This window comes from Bradyrhizobium sp. 186, assembly GCF_023101685.1.
Classification (GTDB): Bacteria; Pseudomonadota; Alphaproteobacteria; order Rhizobiales; family Xanthobacteraceae; genus Bradyrhizobium.
Window position 1 is genome coordinate 701,906 of the sequence record NZ_CP082164.1, and the last position, 19,742, is coordinate 721,647.

Sequence of the window (19,742 nt, forward strand, 5' to 3'; positions counted from 1 at the left end):
AAACCCCTATCTTCTGTCGCCGAACCATTGGCCATTTGCGTCATGGCGATCCATGATCAAGCTCAAAGTGGGTGGCAGGAAGTCCGACCAGCATGAAGCGTCTCAAAATCCTGCGGCGGTGGTTCGCGCGGAAGTTCGGTTTTGCGCGGCTGATGTGCCTTGCGCTGCTGATCGTATTCGCCGGGTTTCGCCTCTGGGATCCGCCGCCGATCCAGGAATTGCGGCTGCGTACCTTCGACATGTTCCAGCTGATCGATCCGCGCCACAAGACGGTGCGGCCCGTCACCATCATCGACATCGACGACAAGAGCCTCGCCAAGCTCGGCCAGTGGCCGTGGCCGCGCACGCGGATCGCCGACCTGATCGTCAACCTCACCAATCTCGGCGCGGTCACGATCGGGTTCGACGTGGTGTTCTCCGAGGCCGACCGGCTCAACCCCGATCTCGTCGCGAGCCAGATGCGCTCTCTCGACGACGCCACCCGCGCCAAGCTGCGCGAGCTGCCGAGCAACGACCAGATCCTCTCGGAAGCGATCAAGCGCTCACGGGTGGTGCTGGGCGAAACAGGTCAGCGGGCGATCCCCTCCGAGGTCGACAAGACGCTGCCCTTCACCGGCGTCGCGACGGTCGGGGAGGGGGGCGCCGAGCGCTTCCTGTTCGAATTTCCGGGGCTGTTGCGCAACGTGCCCGAGATCGAGAAGGTCGCCGCCGGCCGCGGCCTGTTCTCGATACCGACCGAACGCGACGGCCTGATCCGCCGCGTGCCGATGGTGATGCGCGCCCAAGGCAATATCATGCCCTCGCTCAGCCTCGAGATCCTGCGGGTCGTCACGGGCACGCCGACGCTCCTGATCAGGACCGACAAGACCGGCGTGAGGGCGGTCCGCCTTAAGGGCGTGGAGATTCCGACCGACCAGAACGGCCAGCTCTGGGTACACTATGCCCGCCAGGACCCTTCGATCTACGTCTCCGCGGCCGACGTGCTCGACAACAGCGTGCCGCGGAGCAAGATCGCCGGCAAGCTGGTGCTGATCGGCACTTCGGCCGTCGGGCTCAACGACATCAAGACCACGCCGGTGTCCTCGACCATGCCAGGTGTCGAGATCCATGCCCAGGTGCTCGAAAGCGTGCTGAGCGGGGCGGTGATCTCCCAGCCGAACTATGCGCTCGGCGTCGAGCTGCTCGCAGCGCTGATCATCGGCCTTCTCGTCATCATCTTCACGCCGAATCTCGGGCCCGTGCGTCTGGTGCTCGCGGGCGCGACGTTCGCGGCGATCCTGATTGGCGTGTCCTGGTTCTTCTATGCACAGTACCGCTACCTCATCGACTTCACCTATCCGCTGCTGTCGACCACCGCGATTTATTTGACGCTGATCTTCGCCAGCTTCGTGCGCGAGCAGCGGCAGCGTGTGCAGATCCGCGGCATGTTCGCGCAATACATGTCGCCCGTTCTGGTCGAGCAGCTCGCGCAGTCGCCGGAAAAGCTGGTGCTCGGCGGCGAGGAGCGCGAGATGACGATCATGTTCTCCGACGTGCGCGGCTTCACCACGATCTCGGAGAGCTACAAGCACGATCCGCAGGGCCTGATCGCGCTGATGAACCGCTTCCTGACGCCGCTGACCGACGTGATCATCGAGCAGAAGGGCTATATCGACAAATACATGGGCGACGCCATCATGGCGTTCTGGAACGCGCCGCTCGACGACAAGGAGCATGAGCTCAACGCCTGCGAAGCCGCGATCCAGATGCTCGAGCAGATCGACGCGGTCAACAAGGAGCGCGAGCAGGAAGCCGCCGACGGCGGTCATATCTACATTCCGCTCAATGTCGGCATCGGCCTCAACACCGGCATCGGCGTGGTCGGCAACATGGGCTCCGATCTGAAGAAGAACTATTCGGTGCTCGGCGACAGCGTGAACCTCGCCTCGCGCCTGGAAGGGCAGTCGAAGGAATACGGTTTCCCGATCATCGTCGGCTCCGGGACCGCGCTCGCCGCCAAGGACAAGTTCGCGATCATCGAGCTCGACTTCGTCATGGTCAAGGGCAAGACCGAGCCGGAGGTAATCTACGCCGTCGCCGGCCGCGAGGACGTGATGCATTCGGGAGCATTCCAGCGCCTTCGCAACATCACCATCGAGATGCTCGGCTGCTATCGCAACCGCGACTGGCCGGGCGCGCTCGACGCGATCGAGCGCGGCCGTCGCAGCGAAGATGCCGACACGCTGGAAAAATTGTTCAAGCTCTACGAAGCCCGGATCAAGGATTTCCAGATCAACCCGCCGGCTGAGGGTTGGACGGGCGCGTACGCGCTGCTGACGAAGTAGCGCTGTAGGTGTGGTTTGACGGCCGCCACACACTCGCCGTCGTCCCGGACAAGCGCAGCGTAGTGGAGCGCAGATCCGGGACCCATAACCACAGGAAGCGCTTTGGCGAAGACTCGCAGTTACCTGCGAGTGCAGCAACTATTGCCTGTGGTTATGGGTCCCGGGTCTGCGCTGACGCTTGCCCGGGACGACAGTGTGATTTGACGCGGCAGGCTACCTCACTCCACCCCGATCGTCGTCAGATCCTGAAACCAGTGCTGCGCCTGGACGAACTGCTTGACCTTGGGTGACAGCGCGTGCGGGTTGGTGTCGTGCACCACCCACACCAGCGTGGCGTCGTCGACGATCAGCGCATGCGCCTGGGCCAAAAGTTCGTCCTGCTTGAAGGCATCGAAGGTCTGCTTGGCCTCGTCGATCAGCGCGTCGACCTTCGGGTTCTTGTAGCCGCCCCAGTTGACGCCGACCGGCGCGATCTGGCCCGAATGGAAGAAGCGGACGATAGCGTAGAGCGGGTCCGAGGTGACGTAGGCAATGTTGTTGGCGGTGATGCCGGCGTTCATCTCGTCGGCCGCGCCCTTGCGCCAATGCGTGTATAGAGTCTCGAGTTCGACCACCTTGAAGTCGATGTCGATGCCGATCTCCTTGAAGCTTTGCTGCAAGAATTCGTTCATCGGCAGCGACAGCATCTGGCCGGTGCCGCCCTGCGCGATGATGAAGGTCGCCTTCAGCGGTTTTGCCTTGGAGTAGCCGGCTTCCTCGACCAGCTTCTTCGCCGCAACGAGATCGTATTTCAGCTCGAAGCTCGGCTTGCCGAACCACGGGCTGGACGGGTCGACCTGACCCTTGGCGGTTTTTGCCAGCCCGTTCATCAGGCCCACCACCGCCTCGCGGTCGATCGCGAGGTTGAGCGCCTTGCGCAGGCGGATGTCGGTCCAGGGCGAGCCCGGCAGCACGCTCAGATGATAATTCCAGACATGCGGCGTGATGTTGTCGACGAGCTTCATGCCGGCGGCCTTGAGCTGCGGCACGGCGTCGGGCGCCGGCGTCTCAATCAGGTCAACCTGTCCGGCGAGCAGCGCATTGGTGCGCGTCAGCGCTTCCGGCATCGGTACCAGCACCAGCTTGTCGACCTTGGGAATACGCTTCTTGTTCCAGTAGTCCGGGTTCTTGGTGAGCTCCGCAAGCTCGCGCGGCACCAGCTTGGTCAGCTTGAACGGGCCGGTGCCGGAGGGCTGGCTTGCGAACTTGTCCCAATCCTTGCCCAGCTTTTCGTATTGCGTCGGGCTCGAGACCAGGAACCACAGCATCTGATAGGGAAAGAAGGAATCGACCGTCTTGGTGGTGATCTCCACCGTGGAGTCGTCGATCTTGGCGTAGCTCGCAACCGAAGGCAGGCGGGTCTTCACCTGCGCGCTCTGGCGCTTGTCGAATTGCGGCGCCTTGTCGTTGAGCACCTTGTCGAGATTCCAGATCACCGCGTCGGCGTTGAACTCGCTGCCGTCGTGAAACTTCACGCCCTTGCGCAAGGTGAAGCGCCACTTAGTCTTGTCGGCGTCGTCGACCTTCCATTCGGTGGCGAGGCCCGGCACCAGCTTGCCCGGCCGGTCGGCGACGTCCATCTCCCAGGCGACCAAGGGATCGTAGATAGTGTAGGCCGTGAACTGATAGGCGCCGGCGCCGCGGTCGGGCTGGCCGGTCGTCAGGGGAATGTCCGCCATCGAGATGCCGTAGCGCACCACCGTTTCGGCGCGCGCTGAGATTGCGCAGACCGCCAGCACAAGCACGGCGAGACAGGTCGACAGTCGGATACGCATGGCCCAGAGCTCCAGGGGAGAATTCAAGGGAGAAATCGGGGCCAAACTTGCAATCTTGATGCCAGAATAGGCAGTGGGGTGCGTTCGCGGACGTCCGATCACAAGGACTTGTCGTCGCAGGGGCAATTTGCAGAAAAAGTTTCCCCATTGGCATAGCCATTGCATACGTTTGCATCAAAATTAGTCACTGAAAGCCGGAAGAGGACTGAGACGATGCTCATCAAGAAAAACAAGACCCGCGCGGCGCTAATCGCGTTGCTGGCGCTCGGCAGCGCGGCCGCATGTCCGCGCGTGGCCAGTGCCGAAACGGTGCTGCGCATCGGCATGACCGCTGCCGATATTCCGCGCACGCTGGGCCAGCCCGATCAGGGTTTTGAAGGCAACCGCTTCACCGGCCTCACCATGTATGACGCGTTGACCGGGTGGGACCTGTCCTCGGCCGACAAGCCGAGCGTGGTGGTCCCCGGCCTTGCGACCGAGTGGAAGGTCGACGATGCCGACAAGACCAAATGGACCTTCAAGCTGCGCCCCGGCGTCACCTTCCACGACGGCTCTCCGTTCAACGCCGATGCGGTGGTGTGGAACGTCGAGAAGGTGCTGAAGCAGGACGCGCCGCAGTTCGACGCCAGCCAGGTCGGCGTCACGGCGTCGCGCATGCCGACGCTCGCCTCCGCCAGGAAGATCGACGACATGACGGTCGAGCTCACCACCAAGGAGCCCGACAGCTTCCTGCCGATCAACCTCACCAACCTTTTCATGGCGAGCCCGGCGAAGTGGCAGGCCTTCTATGACAAGGCGGAAGGCGCCGACGCTAAGGCGAAGTCGCAGGCCACGTGGACCGCGTTCGCCAAGGACGCCTCCGGCACCGGCCCGTGGAAGATGGCGGGCTTCACGCCGCGCGAGCGGCTCGAGCTGGTCAAGAACGCGAGCTATTGGGACAAGGCGCGCGTGCCCAAGGTCGACAAGATGGTGCTGTTGCCGATGCCGGAGGCGAACGCGCGCACCGCGGCGCTGCTCTCCGGACAGGTCGATTGGGTCGAAGCGCCCGCGCCGGACGCGCTGCCCGAGCTCAAGCAGCGCGGCTTCAAGCTCTACGCCAACGAGCAGCCCCATGTCTGGCCGTGGCAGTTCTCGCGCGTCGAGGGCTCGCCCTGGAACGACATTCGCGTGCGCAAGGCGGCCAACCTCTGCGTCGATCGCGAAGGCCTCAAGGACGGCCTGCTCGCAGGACTTATGGTGCCCGCGAGCGGTACCTTCGAGTCCGGCCATCCCTGGCGGGGAAAGCCGACCTTCGAGATCAAGTATGACAAGCCGGCTGCACAAAAGCTGATGCAGGAGGCTGGCTTCGGTCCGAGCAAGAAGCTGACGGTGAAGATCCAGACCTCGGCCTCCGGCTCGGGCCAGATGCAACCGCTGCCGATGAACGAATATCTTCAGCAGGCACTGGCCGAATGCTATTTCGATGTGCAGCTCGACGTCATCGAATGGAATACGCTGTTCACCAACTGGCGCCGCGGCGCCAAGGATGCTTCGGCCAACGGTTCGAATGCGACCAACGTCACCTATGCGGCGATGGACCCGTTCTTCGCGCTGGTGCGCTTCCTGCAATCGAGCATGGCGCCGCCGGTCTCGAATAATTGGGGTTTCATCAACAATCCAAAGTTCGACGAGCTCGTGAAGAAGGCGCGGCAGACGTTTGATCCCGCCGCGCGCGACGCCGCGCTCGCCGAACTGCATGCGGCTTCCGTCGACGATGCCGCCTTCCTCTACGTCGCCCACGACGTCGGCCCCCGCGCCATCAGCCCGAAGGTGACCGGCGTCGTGCAGCCGAAGAGCTGGTTCATCGACTTCTCGCTGGTGTCGATCGCGCAGTAACTCTTTCGGCTTGCGCAGTGCACCCTCTCCCCTTGTGGGAGAGGGTGGCTTCGCGACAGCGAAGCCGGGTGAGGGGTTTCTCTCCGCGAGAGACCCTCTCTCTTGAATGATCGTACTCGCGGATAGAACCCCTCATCCGGCGCTTCGCGCCACCTTCTCCCACAAGGGGAGAAGGAAGAAGAAAGACAACGTGCTCGCCTATATCGCCAGACGTATCGTCTACGTCATCCCGATCGTCATCAGCGTGGCGCTGGTGTGCTTTCTGCTCGTGCACATCACGCCGGGCGACCCGCTGGTCGCCGTGCTGCCGGCCGATGCCTCGCAGGAACTCGCGGCGCAGCTTCGCGCCGCCTACGGTTTCGACCGGCCGCTGCCGGTGCAGTTCGGGCTTTGGCTGCTCCGTGCCCTTCATGGCGACCTCGGCAATTCCATCGCGACGGGGCGTCCCGTGCTCGCCGAAGTCATGCGTGCGGTCAGCAATACCGTGACCCTCGCGATTGCCGCGGCCATCATCGGCTTCACGATGGGTATCCTGCTCGGCCTGATCGCCGGCTATTTCCGCGAAACCTGGATCGACAAGGTCGCAACGTCGTTTGCCATCGCGGGCGTCTCGGTGCCGCACTACTGGCTCGGCATGGTGCTCGTCATCATCTTCTCGGTCGAGCTCAACTGGCTTCCCGCGGTCGGCGCCGGTTCCGGCGGCTCCGCCGCCTGGGCCTGGGATTGGGCGCACCTTAGATATCTCGTGCTGCCGGCGATCACGACGTCGGTGATTCCCATGGGCATCGTCACCCGCACGGTGCGCGCGCTCACCGGTGACATCCTCAGCCAGGACTTCGTCGAGGCGCTGCGTGCAAAAGGCCTGCACGAAACCGGCGTGTTCCGCCACGTCATCAAGAACGCCGCGCCCACCGCGCTGGCGGTGATGGGCCTCCAACTCGGCTACATGCTCGGCGGCTCGATCCTGATCGAAACCGTGTTCTCCTGGCCGGGCTCGGGCTTCCTGCTCAATTCGGCGATCTTCCAGCGCGACCTGCCGTTGTTGCAGGGCACGATCCTGGTGCTGGCGCTATTCTTCGTCTTCCTCAATCTGCTGGTCGATATCGCGCAAGCCGCGATCGATCCGCGCATCAAGCGGGGCTAGCCGATGAGATCGAGTCTGGCTGCAGCCGGAAAGAATGTGCGCTCCCTCCCTCGCTTGCGGGGGAGGGCTGGGGTGGGGGTGTCGCCGCAATCGAGAACCCCTGTGTGGAGAGAACCCTCACCCGGCGCTTCGCGCCGACCTCTCCCGCAAGCGGGAGAGGTGCACCGTTTACTTGGCTTGCATCGATCCAACCAATTCTCGTCCGGGTTCAAGCGATGAGCGAGCTTCCGTTGTCCGCGATCAGCGATGCGGCGCTTCAGGCCGCGCCCGCGACCAAGGCGCGCGGCTATTGGGCGACTGTCGGCCGCCGCATCCGGCGCGACAAGGTCAGCATGGCCTGCGCGCTGGTGCTGCTGTTGATCTTCGTATCCGCGATCCTCGCGCCCTGGCTCGGGCTGGAGGATCCCTACAAGGGCTCGATGATCCGCCGCCTTCGGCACATCGGCACAACTGGCTACCCGCTTGGCACCGACGAGCTCGGTCGCGATATGCTGGCGCGGCTGATCTATGGCGGGCGGCTGTCGCTCCTCATCGGCATCTTGCCCGTGATCCTCGCATTCGGTATCGGCACCTCGCTCGGCCTCGTCGCGGGCTATGTCGGTGGCAAGCTCAACACCGCGATCATGCGTACGATCGACGTCTTCTACGCCTTTCCGTCCGTGCTGCTGGCGATCGCGATCTCCGGCGCGCTCGGCGCCGGCATCCTCAATTCCATCGTGTCGTTGACCGTCGTGTTCGTGCCGCAGATCACTCGCGTCGCCGAGAGCGTCACCACCGGCGTGCGCAACATGGATTTCGTCGAGGCCGCGCGCGCCTCCGGCGCCGGCCCCTTCACAATCATGCGCGTGCATATCCTCGGCAATGTGCTCGGTTCGATCTTCGTCTATGCAACCAGCCTGATCTCGGTCTCGATGATCCTTGCTGCCGGTCTCTCCTTCCTCGGCCTCGGCACCAAGCCGCCGGAGCCGGAATGGGGATTGATGCTGAACACGCTGCGCACGGCGATCTACGTCAATCCCTGGGTTGCGGCATTGCCCGGCGCGATGATCTTCGCGGTCTCGATCTGCTTCAATCTGCTCTCGGACGGCCTGCGCAGCGCCATGGACATCAGGAACTAGGCCATGAGTGAGAGCAATCCCTCCGTCACAATGCTGGAGCCGGTCGAGGACCGCGGCGGCGTCGCGCAGCCGCTGCTCCAGGTCAACGGCCTGACAAAGCACTTCCCTGTGCGTGGCGGGCTGTTCAGCGCGAAACGCACCGTGCGCGCCGTCGACGACGTCTCCTTCTCCGTCGCCAAGGGCGAGACCGTCGGCATCGTCGGCGAATCCGGCTGCGGCAAGTCGACCACCGCCCGGCTCCTGATGCACCTGATGCCGCGCGATACCGGCGACATCATCTATGACGGCATGAGCGTTGGCCAGTCCTTGTCGCTGCGCGAATTGCGCCGCGGCATGCAGATGGTGTTCCAGGATTCCTACGCTTCGCTCAATCCGCGCCTCACAATCGAGGAATCGATCGCCTTCGGCCCGAAGGTCCACGGCATGGCGGATGGCGCGGCGCGGGTGCTGGCGCGCGAGCTGCTGGGTAAGGTGGGCTTGCGCCCCGAAAACTTTGCTAACCGCTATCCGCACGAGATTTCCGGCGGCCAGCGCCAGCGCGTCAACATCGCGCGTGCGCTGGCGCTGTCGCCGCGGCTGGTGATCCTCGATGAAGCGGTCTCCGCGCTCGACAAGTCGGTCGAGGCGCAGGTGCTCAACCTGCTCGCCGATCTCAAACGCGAATTCGGCCTGACCTATCTCTTCATCAGCCACGACCTCAACGTCGTCCGCTACATCAGTGATCGCGTGCTGGTGATGTACCTCGGCGAGGTCGTCGAGCTCGGCCCGGTCGACCAGGTCTGGGACCAGCCGGCACATCCCTATACGCGTGCGCTGCTGGCTGCGATGCCGTCCTCCGATCCGGACCGCCGCACCGAGAAGCCGCCGATCACCGGCGATCCGCCCAATCCGATCGATCCGCCCCCGGGTTGCCGCTTTCACACCCGTTGCCCGTTTGCGGAGCCGCTCTGCGCAAATGCGACACCAAAACTCACCGCGCTCGATAGAATGGGTCACGAAGCCGCGTGCTACATGGCGATTCCGGGTTCGGGCCACAGCCGCGCGCCGAGGGAGGAAACCGCATGACGAGACCAACGGCAAAAGAGATCAAGGCGACGGCCCAGGTTGCCGGCGTCCCCGTCGACGACGAGATCGCGACGCGCATCTCCAATTCCATCGGACCTGCCTTCGAGGGCTTTGCGGCCATCGCCGGCACGCTGCCGTTCGACCTCGAACCGGCGCTCTATCCGATCGCCCAGACTGCAAAGGTCTTGAAATGAGCACCGAACCCGCATTGATGACACTCACCGAGGTCGCGCGTGCGATCGCGATGAAGCAGGTGTCCTCGCATGAGGTGACGCGCGCACTGCTGCATCGCATCGCGCAGTGGCAGCCGCACCTCAATGCCTTCATGTCGATCGAGTCGGAGGCGGCGCTGGAGGCTGCCGATGCCGCCGACGCCGAGCTCGCCAAGGGCGAGGTGCGCGGTCCGCTGCATGGCGTGCCGCTCGCGCACAAGGACATGTATTACGACGCGGGCAAGGTCGCGACCTGCGGCTCGCTGATCCGCCGCGATTTCGTCGCGACCACGACCTCGACCGCCTTGCAGCGGCTGAAGGACGCTGGCCAGATCCGTCTCGGCACGCTGCATCTGGCCGAGTTCGCCTATGGTCCGACCGGCCACAACGCCCATTACGGTCCGGTGTGCAACCCCTGGAATGTCGCGCACATCACCGGCGGCTCGTCGTCGGGCTCGGGCTCGTCGGTCGCGGCGCGATTGACCTATGCGGCGCTCGGCTCCGACACCGGCGGCTCGATCCGCATGCCCGCGCATTTCTGCGGCGTTACGGGACTGAAGACCACCTGGGGCCGTATCAGCCGCGCCGGCGCGATGCCGTTGTCGCAATCGCTCGACACGGTCGGCCCGCTCGCCCGTACTGCCGAGGATTGCGCGCTGCTGCTGGCGCTGATGGCCGGCCCTGACCCTGCGGATTCGACCTGTAGCCACGAGCCGCTGTCGGACTACGTCGCTGCGACCAAGGGCTCGCTGAAGGGTCTGAAGATCGGCGTGCCCGCCTCGTTCTATGTCGACGATCTCGACGGCGAGGTCGCGCGCGTGCTGGACGAGACCATCGCGGTGCTCAAGCGCGAGGGCGCCGACATTGTCACGGTCGAGCTGCCGGATCAGCGCCAATTGTCCGCGGCAAGCCAGCTCGTGCTCGCCGCCGAAGCTGCCGCCTTCCACAAGCGCTGGATGATCGAGCGCCCGCAGGATTACGGCCCGCAGGTGCTGATGCGGCTTCAGAACGGGCTCGCCGTTCCCGCCATCACCTATCTCGAGGCGATGCGCTGGCGTGGGCCTGCGCTCGCCGCGCACAATGCCGCCACCGCCGGCGTCGATGCGGTGATCGCTCCGGCCTCGCCGGTGCCGGCGCCGACGATTGCGGAAAGCGACGTCGGCGGCGGACCGAACGCGCCGGCGCTGTTGCAGCGGCTGACGCTGTTCACGCGTCCGGTGAACTATCTCGGCCTGCCATCGCTCACCGTGCCGTCCGGCTTCACCAAGAGTGGCCTGCCGATCGGCATGCAGCTGATCGGCCGTTCCTTCGACGAGGCAACCTTGCTCACCATCGGCGCCGCGTTGCAGCGCGCGACCGACTATCACGACCGGATACCGAAACTACCGTCATGACAAAGCTCGTCGAGATCTCAGGCCTCAACATCCGCTTCACCGGGGAGCGCACGGTCTTTGCCGTGAACGATCTCAGTCTCTCGCTCGGCGATGGAGAGGTGCTGGGCCTGCTCGGCGAATCCGGTTCGGGCAAGAGCGTGACCTTGCGCGCGCTGATGCGGCTATTGCCGAAGAAGCGCACGCAGATCTCGGGCACCGTCAACGTCATGGGCCGCGACGTGCTCGCCATGAACGACGAGCAGCTCTCGTCCTTCCGCGGCCAGACCGTGTCGATGATTTTTCAGGAGCCCGCGCTCGCGCTCGATCCGGTCTACACCATCGGCGCGCAGATCGCCGAGAGCGTGGTGCGCCACGAAGGCAAGAGTTATGCGGAGGGCCGCGCGAGAGCGCTGGAAATGCTCGATGTCGTGCGCATTCCCTCCGCAAAGCGCCGGCTCGATGCCTATCCGCACGAAATGTCCGGCGGCATGCGCCAGCGCGCGATGATCGCGCTTGCGCTCGCCTGCCGGCCCAAGATCTTGCTCGCGGATGAGCCGACCACGGCGCTCGATGCCACCGTGCAGATCCAGATCCTGCTGCTGCTGCGCGAATTGCAGCGCGAGTTCGGCATGTCCGTCATCTTCGTCACCCACGACATCGGCGTCGCCATCGAGATCTGCGACCGCGTCGCGGTGATGTATGCCGGCCAGATTGTGGAGCAGGGCACGCTTCGCGACATCGTCCGCTCGCCCGTGCATCCCTACGCCAAGGGCCTGCTCGCCTCCACCATCCACGGCGCCAAGCGCGGCGCACGGCTCGAGACCATTCCCGGCACCCCGCCCTCGCTGGCCGACAAGCCGCACAATTGCTCCTTCGCCCCCCGCTGCACAGTCGCGCAGCCGCGCTGCCTGGAGCAGCTGCCGCCGAACGTCGATGTGGGACCGGGCAGGGCGGCAAGGTGCGTGAACGCGGAGCCGCTCATCGCGCTGTCGTAATATCCGGGCAGCTGCCGCTGCGCTCCCGCAGCGCGCTCCTCTTTTCGCAAATCTTCTACGCCAGCATAGAGTTGTCGCGGGTCACCGGGAACATCCCGGCGAAGGCCGTTCTACTGTGCATGGGGTTGTTTTCGACTTTTTTGTTGGAGCCGGCGGGGAAGATGGGCATTCAGATCCTATTCATCCCGGTTCCAGTTCCATGGGGCTGTTCAGAGAGGGACCTCACTTATGTACATTTCCAATGAAGGCCTGCTTGTCATCCTGTTCGTCGGCCTGGTTGCCGGCTGGCTGGCCGGCAAGGTGGTGCGCGGAACCGGGTTCGGCATCATCGGCGACATCGTGGTCGGCATCGCCGGCGCGCTGGTGGCGAGCTTCTTGTTCCCAAAACTCGGCATTCACATCGGCACCGGGCTGGTATCCGAGATCGTCTATTCCGCGATCGGCGCGGTCATCCTGCTGCTGGTGGTGCGGCTGGTGCGCGGCGGCGGCCGGTTCTAGCGGCACCCGGGTTCAGTTGACCCAACTTTCGACCTCTCCCCGCCCGGGGAGAGGTGACATGTCTGCAAGAAAAAGCCGCAAGACTGTGAGAATCCGGACTTGCGTGCGAGGCCGGTCGGGGTAGATGTGGGCCATAGGGATCCCGGATTATTCGACTGCGTTGGGCGTGAAGCGCAAACGCGATGTTAATCCGGGTCAATTACTCCTGAATTCGCCTTTGAAATCAGGGGCCTTGGCCCCCACCCGAAAGAGATCAGACTGATGGCAGCCGTTCCCGGCCTCCGCCGTTCAGAGCTCGGTGACGCGTTGCGCGCTTGTCGCACGGCGTTCGTCGGCCTCGCCTTGATGAGCTGCATGATCAACCTGCTCTATCTGACCGGGTCGATTTTCATGCTGGAGGTCTATGACCGGGTGCTGCCGAGCCGCAGCATTCCGACGCTGGTCGGACTGATCATCCTGGCCAGCGGCCTCTATATGGCGCAGGGCGTGCTCGACATGATCCGCGGCCGCATCCTTGGGCGGATCGGCACCGCGCTCGACGAAGCCCTGAACAAGCGCGTGTTCGACACCATCGTGCGCCTGCCGCTGCTGATCGGCAACCGCAACGAGGGCCTTCAGCCGCTGCGCGACCTCGACAATGTCCGCTCCTTCCTCGGCGGCATGGGACCGAGTGCATTCTTCGACCTGCCTTGGCTGCCGCTCTATCTCGCCATCTGCTTCGCCTTCCACGTCATGATCGGGGTGACCGCGCTGATCGGCGCCATCATCCTGGTCGGACTGACGCTGGTCACCGAGTTCATGTCCCGCCAGCCGGCGCGCGAGGCGATGGGCCTTGCCGCGCAGCGCAACGATCTCGCCCAGTCCAGCCGCCGCAACGCGGAAGTGCTGGTGTCGATGGGCATGGCCGGCCGGCTGAACCAGCGCTGGAGCGAAGCCAACGAAAAATATCTCGCCGGCAATCAGCGCGCCAGCGACGTCGCCGGCGGTCTGGGCGCGGTCGCAAAGGTGCTGCGCATGATGCTGCAATCGGCCGTGCTCGCGGTCGGCGCCTATCTCGTCATCCATCAGGAAGCGACCGCCGGTATCATCATCGCGGGTTCGATCCTCTCGGCACGTGCGCTCGCGCCGGTCGATCTTGCGATCGCGCACTGGAAGTCCTTTGTTGCCGCCCGCCAGAGCTGGCAGCGCCTCAGCCGGCTGCTGGAGCAGATCCCGGCGCAGGCGATGCCGACGCAGTTGCAGGCGCCCACCAGCCGACTCGCGGTCGAAGGCGTCGCCATGGTGGCGCCCGGCGATCAGCGCCTCATCGTGCAGGATGTCGCCTTCGCGCTCGAAGCCGGCAACGGCCTCGGTGTGATCGGGCCGAGCGGTTCCGGAAAATCGTCGCTGATCCGCGCGCTCGTCGGCGTCTGGCAGCCGGTGCGCGGCAAGGTGCGGCTCGACGGCGCGGCGCTCGACCAATGGTCGTCCGACATGCTCGGCCGGCACATCGGCTATCTGCCGCAGGACGTCGAATTGTTCGGCGGCACCATCGCGCAGAACATCAGCCGCTTCGATCCCGAGGCCACATCTGACGGGATCATCGCCGCCGCCAAGGAAGCCGGCGTGCACGAGATGATCATCAAGATGCGCGAGGGCTACAACACCCAGGTCGGCGAGCAGGGCACCTCGCTCTCCGCGGGCCAGGCGCAGCGTGTGGCGCTGGCGCGCGCGCTCTACGGCAATCCGTTCCTGATCGTGCTCGACGAGCCCAATTCCAATCTCGACACCGAAGGCGACGAGGCGCTGACCCGCGCCATCCGTGCCGCACGGGAGCGCGGCGCCATCGTCATTGTGGTGGCGCACCGGCCGATCGGCGTCGAGGCGGTCGACCAGATACTGGTGCTGCGCGATGGCCGCATGCAGACCTTCGGGCCGAAGGAGCAGGTGCTCGCCCAGGTGCTCCAGCCCCGCGTCGCGCCGGTAGCGCCGATCAAGATCGTCAGCGAAGGCGGAGTGGCCAAACCATGAGCTCAATGGCGATTGGCGGCGGGAAGCCTGCCGCGAAGCGTACCGTGCGGCAGTCGATCCGGTTTCACCTGATCCTCGGCCTCGCGATCGTGCTCGTCCTGGCCGTCGGTCTCGGCGGCTGGTCCTCCACCGTGCTGATCTCCGGCGCGCTGATCGCGCCGGGCCAGATCGTGGTCGAATCCAACGTCAAGAAGGTGCAGCATCCGACCGGCGGCGTGGTCGGCGAGGTGCGCGCCCACGACGGCGACCTGGTCAAGGCCGGCGACATCGTGGTGCGGCTCGACGACACCGTCACCAAAGCCAACCTCGCCATCGTCACCAAGAATCTCGACGCGGCACAGGTGCGCGCGGCGCGACTCCAGGCCGAGCAGCGCGGGATCGACAAGATCGACTTCCCGCAATCGCTGCTCGACCGCGGCAGCGATTTCGACGTCAAGACGCTGCTCTCCGCCGAAACCAAGCTGTTCGACGTCCGCGTCAACGGCCGCGCTGGCCAGAAGGCGCAGCTTCGCGAGCGCATCCAGCAGCTCAACGAGGAGATCGAGGGTCTCTCCGCGCAGGAGAGAGCCAAGGACAAGGAAATTTCCCTGGTGCAGCAGGAGCTCATCGGCGTGCGCGATCTCTATGAGAAGCACCTGGTGCAAATCTCCCGCCTGACCACGCTCGAGCGCGACTCGGCCCGCCTCAACGGCGAGCGCGCGCAGTACATCGCCTCGCGGGCGCAGGCCAAGGGCAAGATCACCGAGACCGAGCTCCAGATCATCCAGGTCGACAAGGACATGGTGAGCGAGGTCTCCAAGGATCTGCGCGAGACCAACGACAAGATCGGCGAGCTGATCGAACGCAAGGTCGCGGCCGAGGATCAGCTTCGCCGCGTCGACATCCGCGCGCCGCAGGACGGCATGGTGCTGCAATCGACCGTGCATACCGTCGGCGGCGTCGTCACCGCCGGCGACGCCCTCATGCTGATCGTGCCGCAAGCCGACGATCTCCAGGTCGAGGCCAAGGTCAACCCGGTCGATATCGACAAGCTCCAGATCGGCCAGAAGACGCTGCTGCGCCTCTCCGCCTTCAACCAGCGCACCACGCCCGAGCTCAGCGGCCTCGTCAGCCGCGTCTCGCCCGACGTCACCACCGACCAGCGCACCGGGCAGAGCTACTACACCATCCGGGTCTCGATGCCGCCGGAAGAGATCGCCCGTCTCGGCGACGTCAGGATGATCCCCGGCATGCCGGTTGAAGCCTTCGTCCAGACCGGCGACCGCACCATGCTGTCCTACCTGATGAAGCCGCTGCACGACCAGTTCATGCGGGCGTTCCGCGAGAAGTGACGCGCGAAAGCGCGTCATCCCGGAGCGCGCTTAGCGCGCATCCGGGATCTCGGGCCATAGGCTCGCTCGTGTAGGGTGGGCAAAGGCGCGCGGCGCCGTGCCCACCATTCTTCGTACGGCAATCAAGATGGTGGGCACGCTTCGCTTTGCCCACCCTACGCTTCCTTGTTCTTGCTATAGTCCGAACCAAGCCCCGCAACTTGGCGCCGAACAAATGCAATCCATCCAATCCCCACCGTCCATCGCCACCGAAGCCTTCTCCGATGCGGCCGCAGCCGTCGTCCGTCTCGAAGATATCTACGAACGCAACACCAAATTCCTGCGTGACCGGTTCGAGGCCTATATCAACGGCGAAGCGATCACGACGCGCGTGCGGGCCTATTATCCCTTCGTCCGCGTCACCACCGCGACGCATGCGCGGCTGGATTCGCGCCTCGCCTACGGCTTCGTCGCCGGGCCTGGCGTGCACGAGACCAGCGTGACGCGGCCGGACCTGTTCCGGAGTTATCTGACCGAGCAGATCGGACTGTTGATCCAGAACCACGGCGTGCCGGTCGAGATCGGCGAGTCCAGCGAGCCGATCCCGATTCACTTCGCCTATCGCCGCGACATCAATGAGGCTGTCATCACCACCAGCGAGAACTTGGCCGCCACGCGATCACTGCGTGACGCGTTCGACGTGCCCGATCTCGCCACCATGGACGATGCGATCGCCGACGGCACGTTCGAGCTCCAGCCGGGCGCGCCCGAGCCGCTGTCCCTGTTCCGCGCGGCACGCGTCGATTACTCGCTGCGCCGGCTCTACCACTACACCGGCACCGACCCCGAGCACTTCCAGAATTTCGTGATCTTCACCAACTACCAGTTCTATGTCGATGCCTTCGCGCAGCTCTGCCAGCAGCGCCTCCAGTCCGGCGAGGCCGGCCTCGAGGCCTTCGTCGCGCCCGGCAATATGATCACGCGCTCCGGCGGCGCAACGACGGGCGTTGCGCCCGCGCGCGCGCCGCAGATGCCGGCCTTCCATCTGGTCATGCCCGGCTATCGCGGCATCACCCTGATCAACATCGGCACCGGTCCGTCAAATGGGCGGAACGTCACCGACCACGTCGCGGTGTTGCGGCCGCATGCCTGGCTGATGCTCGGACATTGCGCCGGCCTTCGAAACACGCAGCGGCTTGGCGACTACGTGCTCGCCCACGGCTATGTGCGCGAGGATCACGTGCTCGACCGCGAGCTGCCGCTATGGGTGCCGATCCCAGCGCTGGCCGAGATGCAGGTCGCGCTCGAGGAGGCGGTCGAGGACGTCACGGGCCTTGAAGGCTTCGAGCTCAAGCGCCTGATGCGCACGGGAACCGTCGCGAGCGTCGACAATCGCAATTGGGAGATCAGCGGGCCTGAGGTCATTCGCCGCCTGTCGCAATCGCGCGCCGTCGCGCTCGATATGGAATCGGCAGCGATCGCCGCCAACGGCTACCGCTTCCGCGTCCCCTATGGCACGCTGCTATGCGTCTCCGACAAGCCGCTGCACGGCGAGATCAAGCTCGCGGGCATGGCCAGCGAGTTCTACCGCCGCCGCGTCGGCCAGCACCTTGAGATCGGCCTGAAGGCACTGGAGCGGCTCAAGCAGCAGGAGTCGGAGCGGTTGCATTCGCGCAAACTCCGCAGTTTCGCCGAAGTCGCGTTTCAGTAGAGTGGAGCTCTCGTCTCTTTGCTGCTGACAGGGGCGGAGATTTTCAGCATTGTCGGCGCGGGGCCGACCGGACTGCTTTGGATGCCGCTGACGCGCGACAGGATCATCGGCCATGACCTTGAACGGCTGGCTTTCCGCTTTACCATGCTGAGCGACGGCGACGTCGTGGATTGCCAGATCAGCGATGCCGCGTTGGACGAACTCGCGGGCATGCAGGGTACCGAAAGCAGCGCGCGGCAGGCGCAGTTCTTGTCGTTGCGCGAGACCGTCGAGCAGATTGCGTCGGACATCTACGACGAGGCGCCGCGGTTCAAGGGCTATGTGGTGCGGATTTTCATGAGGCATTTGAGGCGGTGACGTCGATCGTCGCCGCGGGCACAAATCTATCGCCGTCGCCCTTCGAGGCTCGTCCTGCGACGCAGGACGAGCCTCGAAGGGCGACGGCCCGGCGGCATCTCGGCCGTTCATCCTTCGAGGCTCCCCACGTGGCGCCGGTGCGCCACCTGTCTCGCACATCAGGATGACGGTACTGAAGGCGTGATCGCTGCCGGCGGAAGCAGATCACCCCTCCAACTTCTTCAGCAACAACTTCAGCGCCGTTGCCGCAAACACCTGCATGTTCGCAAAACGGTCGTTGCTCCCCGTCTCCAGTGTCATCACCTCCGCCGCGGGCCCCGCGACCGCCATGCAGCTATGGCCGGCCGCATCGCCGTAGCGGTTGCCGGTGGGGCCGGCGGCGCCGGTCTCGGACAGGCCCCAGTCGCAGCCGAAGCGGCCGCGCATCTGCTCGGCCAGCAGTTTCGCATAAGGCTCCGATGACGAGCGAAAGCCTTTCATGCCGTCATCCGAAATATCCATCAGCACGCGCCGCGCGTCACGGGTGTAGACCACTGCGCCGCCGAGGAAGTAGGCCGAGGCGCCGGGCACCGCGAGCAGGCTGGCCGAGATCAGGCCGCCGGTCGAGGATTCCGCGACCGCGATGGTTTGTTTGCGCGCGATCAGCTTGGTCGCGACCTGTTCCGCAATGCCTACGAGTTCTTTCATGTCCTGCACCTCTGATCCTCGCAACCGAGCTGTGCCTTCCTAGCATATGACAGCGCCGTTGGCCGAGTTGCGGACGACGGGCAGGCCTGCTTGAATGGCAGGCGCAAGACGGCGCGGCGAAGCGCTGCGCTGAGAAACGACAAATGGAAACGTGAGAAGGGAGACGTGATGGCGTCCCTGATCGCCGGCGGGGTGGATTGCGACGTGCATCCGGCCGTGCCGCATCTGACCAGCCTGCTGCCGTACCTGAACGACTATTGGCGCGATCAGGTGACGACGCGCGGCATGGTCGATCTCATCTCGCAATCCTATCCGCAGAACTCACCGATCACGGCGCGGCCGGACTGGCGGCCCGAAATCGGCAAGCCGGGCGAGAGCCTGGAGGACATGCAGCGCCATGTGCTCGATCCCTTCCAGGTCAGCCACGCCATCTGCAATCCAATCTATGGCGTGCAGATGGTGTTTTCCGAGGACCTGCAAGCCGCGTTCTGCCGCGCGCTGAACGAGTGGCTGGCGAAGGAATGGCTGGATCGCGATCCGCGGCTGCGCGGCTCGATCGTGATACCCACGCAAAGCGTCGAGAAAGCCGTCGCCGAGATCGAGCGCTGCGCGCAGGACCGGCGCTTCGTGCAGGTGCTGATGCTGGTGATGGGCGACACGCCGCTCGGCAAGCGCGCGCTGTGGCCGATCTATGAAGCGGCAGAACGCCTGGAACTGCCGGTCGGCATCCACGCCGGTTCCGCATATCACAATCCGCCGACCGCAGTGGGCTGGGGTTCCTACCACATCGAGGATTATGTCGGTCAGGCCCAGGCGTTCCAGGCTCAGCTCACCAGCCTGATTGTCGAGGGCGTGTTCACCCGCCATCCGCGGCTGAAGATGGTTATGCTGGAATCCGGCATCTCCTGGCTGTCGCCCTATCTCTGGCGCCTGCACAAATTCTGGCGCGGGGTGCGGATGGAGACGCCCTGGGTCGATCGCGCGCCGCTGGAAATTGTGCGCAGCAACATCCGTTTCTCGTTACAGCCCTTTGATGCGCCGCCGGACGAAGCGACATTAATTCGCCTGTTTGATCATATGCAGTCGGACGAATTGGTCCTATTCTCCACGGACTATCCGCACTGGCAGTTCGACGGCCAGGACGCGCTGCCCGAAGGGCTCACCCCCGATCTCGTGCGCAAGATCATGATCGATAATCCGCATGCCACCTATCCCCGCCTGACTTAGCCCGTTGCCAAAGGAGGCAAGG

16 protein-coding genes are annotated in these 19,742 nt (G+C 64.7%); 14 read left to right on the top strand and 2 right to left on the bottom strand.

Annotated elements, in window-relative coordinates; all coding sequences use genetic code 11:
* Positions 1–92 precede the first annotated feature (92 nt).
* A complete protein-coding gene (locus IVB18_RS03165; RefSeq protein ID WP_247987888.1) occupies positions 93–2,324 on the top strand; it encodes an adenylate/guanylate cyclase domain-containing protein in 2,232 nt (743 codons plus the stop codon).
* A gap of 218 nt (positions 2,325–2,542) precedes the next feature.
* Here IVB18_RS03165 and IVB18_RS03170 read toward each other — a convergent pair whose 3' ends face one another.
* Positions 2,543–4,138, bottom strand: coding sequence for an ABC transporter substrate-binding protein (locus IVB18_RS03170; RefSeq protein ID WP_247987889.1), 1,596 nt, complete (start codon positions 4,136–4,138; stop codon positions 2,543–2,545).
* A gap of 213 nt (positions 4,139–4,351) precedes the next feature.
* Here IVB18_RS03170 and IVB18_RS03175 point away from each other — a divergent pair, with 213 nt between their 5' ends.
* From IVB18_RS03175 to IVB18_RS03230, 12 genes are all read left to right on the top strand, one after another.
* Complete coding sequence (locus IVB18_RS03175; RefSeq protein ID WP_247987890.1) at positions 4,352–6,013, top strand: ABC transporter substrate-binding protein; 1,662 nt, start codon at positions 4,352–4,354, stop codon at positions 6,011–6,013.
* Between the two features lie 190 nt (positions 6,014–6,203).
* Positions 6,204–7,157, top strand: coding sequence for an ABC transporter permease (locus tag IVB18_RS03180; protein ID WP_247987891.1), 954 nt, complete (start codon positions 6,204–6,206; stop codon positions 7,155–7,157).
* A gap of 215 nt (positions 7,158–7,372) precedes the next feature.
* Positions 7,373–8,275, top strand: coding sequence for an ABC transporter permease (locus tag IVB18_RS03185; RefSeq protein WP_247987892.1), 903 nt, complete (start codon positions 7,373–7,375; stop codon positions 8,273–8,275).
* Positions 8,276–8,278: 3 nt separating this feature from the next.
* Positions 8,279–9,340 (top strand): oligopeptide/dipeptide ABC transporter ATP-binding protein, encoded by a 1,062-nt coding sequence (locus tag IVB18_RS03190; protein WP_247987893.1) that lies wholly within the window; start codon positions 8,279–8,281, stop codon positions 9,338–9,340.
* Positions 9,337–9,534, top strand: a complete 198-nt coding sequence (locus IVB18_RS03195; RefSeq protein ID WP_247987894.1) for a hypothetical protein — start codon at positions 9,337–9,339, stop codon at positions 9,532–9,534. Before IVB18_RS03190 ends, IVB18_RS03195 begins: the two co-directional genes overlap by 4 nt.
* The gene (locus IVB18_RS03200; protein ID WP_247987895.1) at positions 9,531–10,946 is read left to right on the top strand and encodes an amidase; all 1,416 of its coding nucleotides are present in this window, start codon (positions 9,531–9,533) and stop codon (positions 10,944–10,946) included. The genes IVB18_RS03195 and IVB18_RS03200 overlap by 4 nt, the downstream gene beginning before the upstream one ends.
* Positions 10,943–11,920 carry an ABC transporter ATP-binding protein gene (locus IVB18_RS03205; protein ID WP_247987896.1) on the top strand — a complete coding sequence of 326 codons (978 nt, stop codon included), beginning with the start codon at positions 10,943–10,945 and terminating at the stop codon, positions 11,918–11,920. The genes IVB18_RS03200 and IVB18_RS03205 overlap by 4 nt, the downstream gene beginning before the upstream one ends.
* 228 nt (positions 11,921–12,148) lie before the next feature.
* On the top strand, positions 12,149–12,418 hold the full coding sequence (locus tag IVB18_RS03210) for a GlsB/YeaQ/YmgE family stress response membrane protein (protein WP_247987897.1): 270 nt from the start codon (positions 12,149–12,151) through the stop codon (positions 12,416–12,418).
* 261 nt (positions 12,419–12,679) lie between these two features.
* Complete coding sequence (locus IVB18_RS03215; RefSeq protein ID WP_247987898.1) at positions 12,680–14,428, top strand: type I secretion system permease/ATPase; 1,749 nt, start codon at positions 12,680–12,682, stop codon at positions 14,426–14,428.
* Positions 14,425–15,759: an HlyD family type I secretion periplasmic adaptor subunit gene (locus IVB18_RS03220; RefSeq protein ID WP_247987899.1), complete on the top strand. Its 1,335-nt coding sequence runs from the start codon at positions 14,425–14,427 to the stop codon at positions 15,757–15,759. The genes IVB18_RS03215 and IVB18_RS03220 overlap by 4 nt, the downstream gene beginning before the upstream one ends.
* Positions 15,760–15,973: 214 nt before the next feature.
* Positions 15,974–17,449, top strand: coding sequence for an AMP nucleosidase (locus IVB18_RS03225; RefSeq protein ID WP_247987900.1), 1,476 nt, complete (start codon positions 15,974–15,976; stop codon positions 17,447–17,449).
* Between the two features lie 81 nt (positions 17,450–17,530).
* Positions 17,531–17,806 carry a DUF1488 family protein gene (locus tag IVB18_RS03230; RefSeq protein ID WP_247987901.1) on the top strand — a complete coding sequence of 92 codons (276 nt, stop codon included), beginning with the start codon at positions 17,531–17,533 and terminating at the stop codon, positions 17,804–17,806.
* 204 nt (positions 17,807–18,010) lie between these two features.
* On the opposite strand, the gene IVB18_RS03235 is transcribed toward IVB18_RS03230, so the two are convergent.
* Entirely contained in the window at positions 18,011–18,493 is a 483-nt protein-coding gene (locus IVB18_RS03235) for a CinA family protein (protein WP_247987902.1), read from the bottom strand.
* 168 nt (positions 18,494–18,661) lie between these two features.
* Here IVB18_RS03235 and IVB18_RS03240 point away from each other — a divergent pair, with 168 nt between their 5' ends.
* Entirely contained in the window at positions 18,662–19,720 is a 1,059-nt protein-coding gene (locus IVB18_RS03240; protein ID WP_247987903.1) for an amidohydrolase family protein, read from the top strand.
* Positions 19,721–19,742 lie beyond the last annotated feature (22 nt).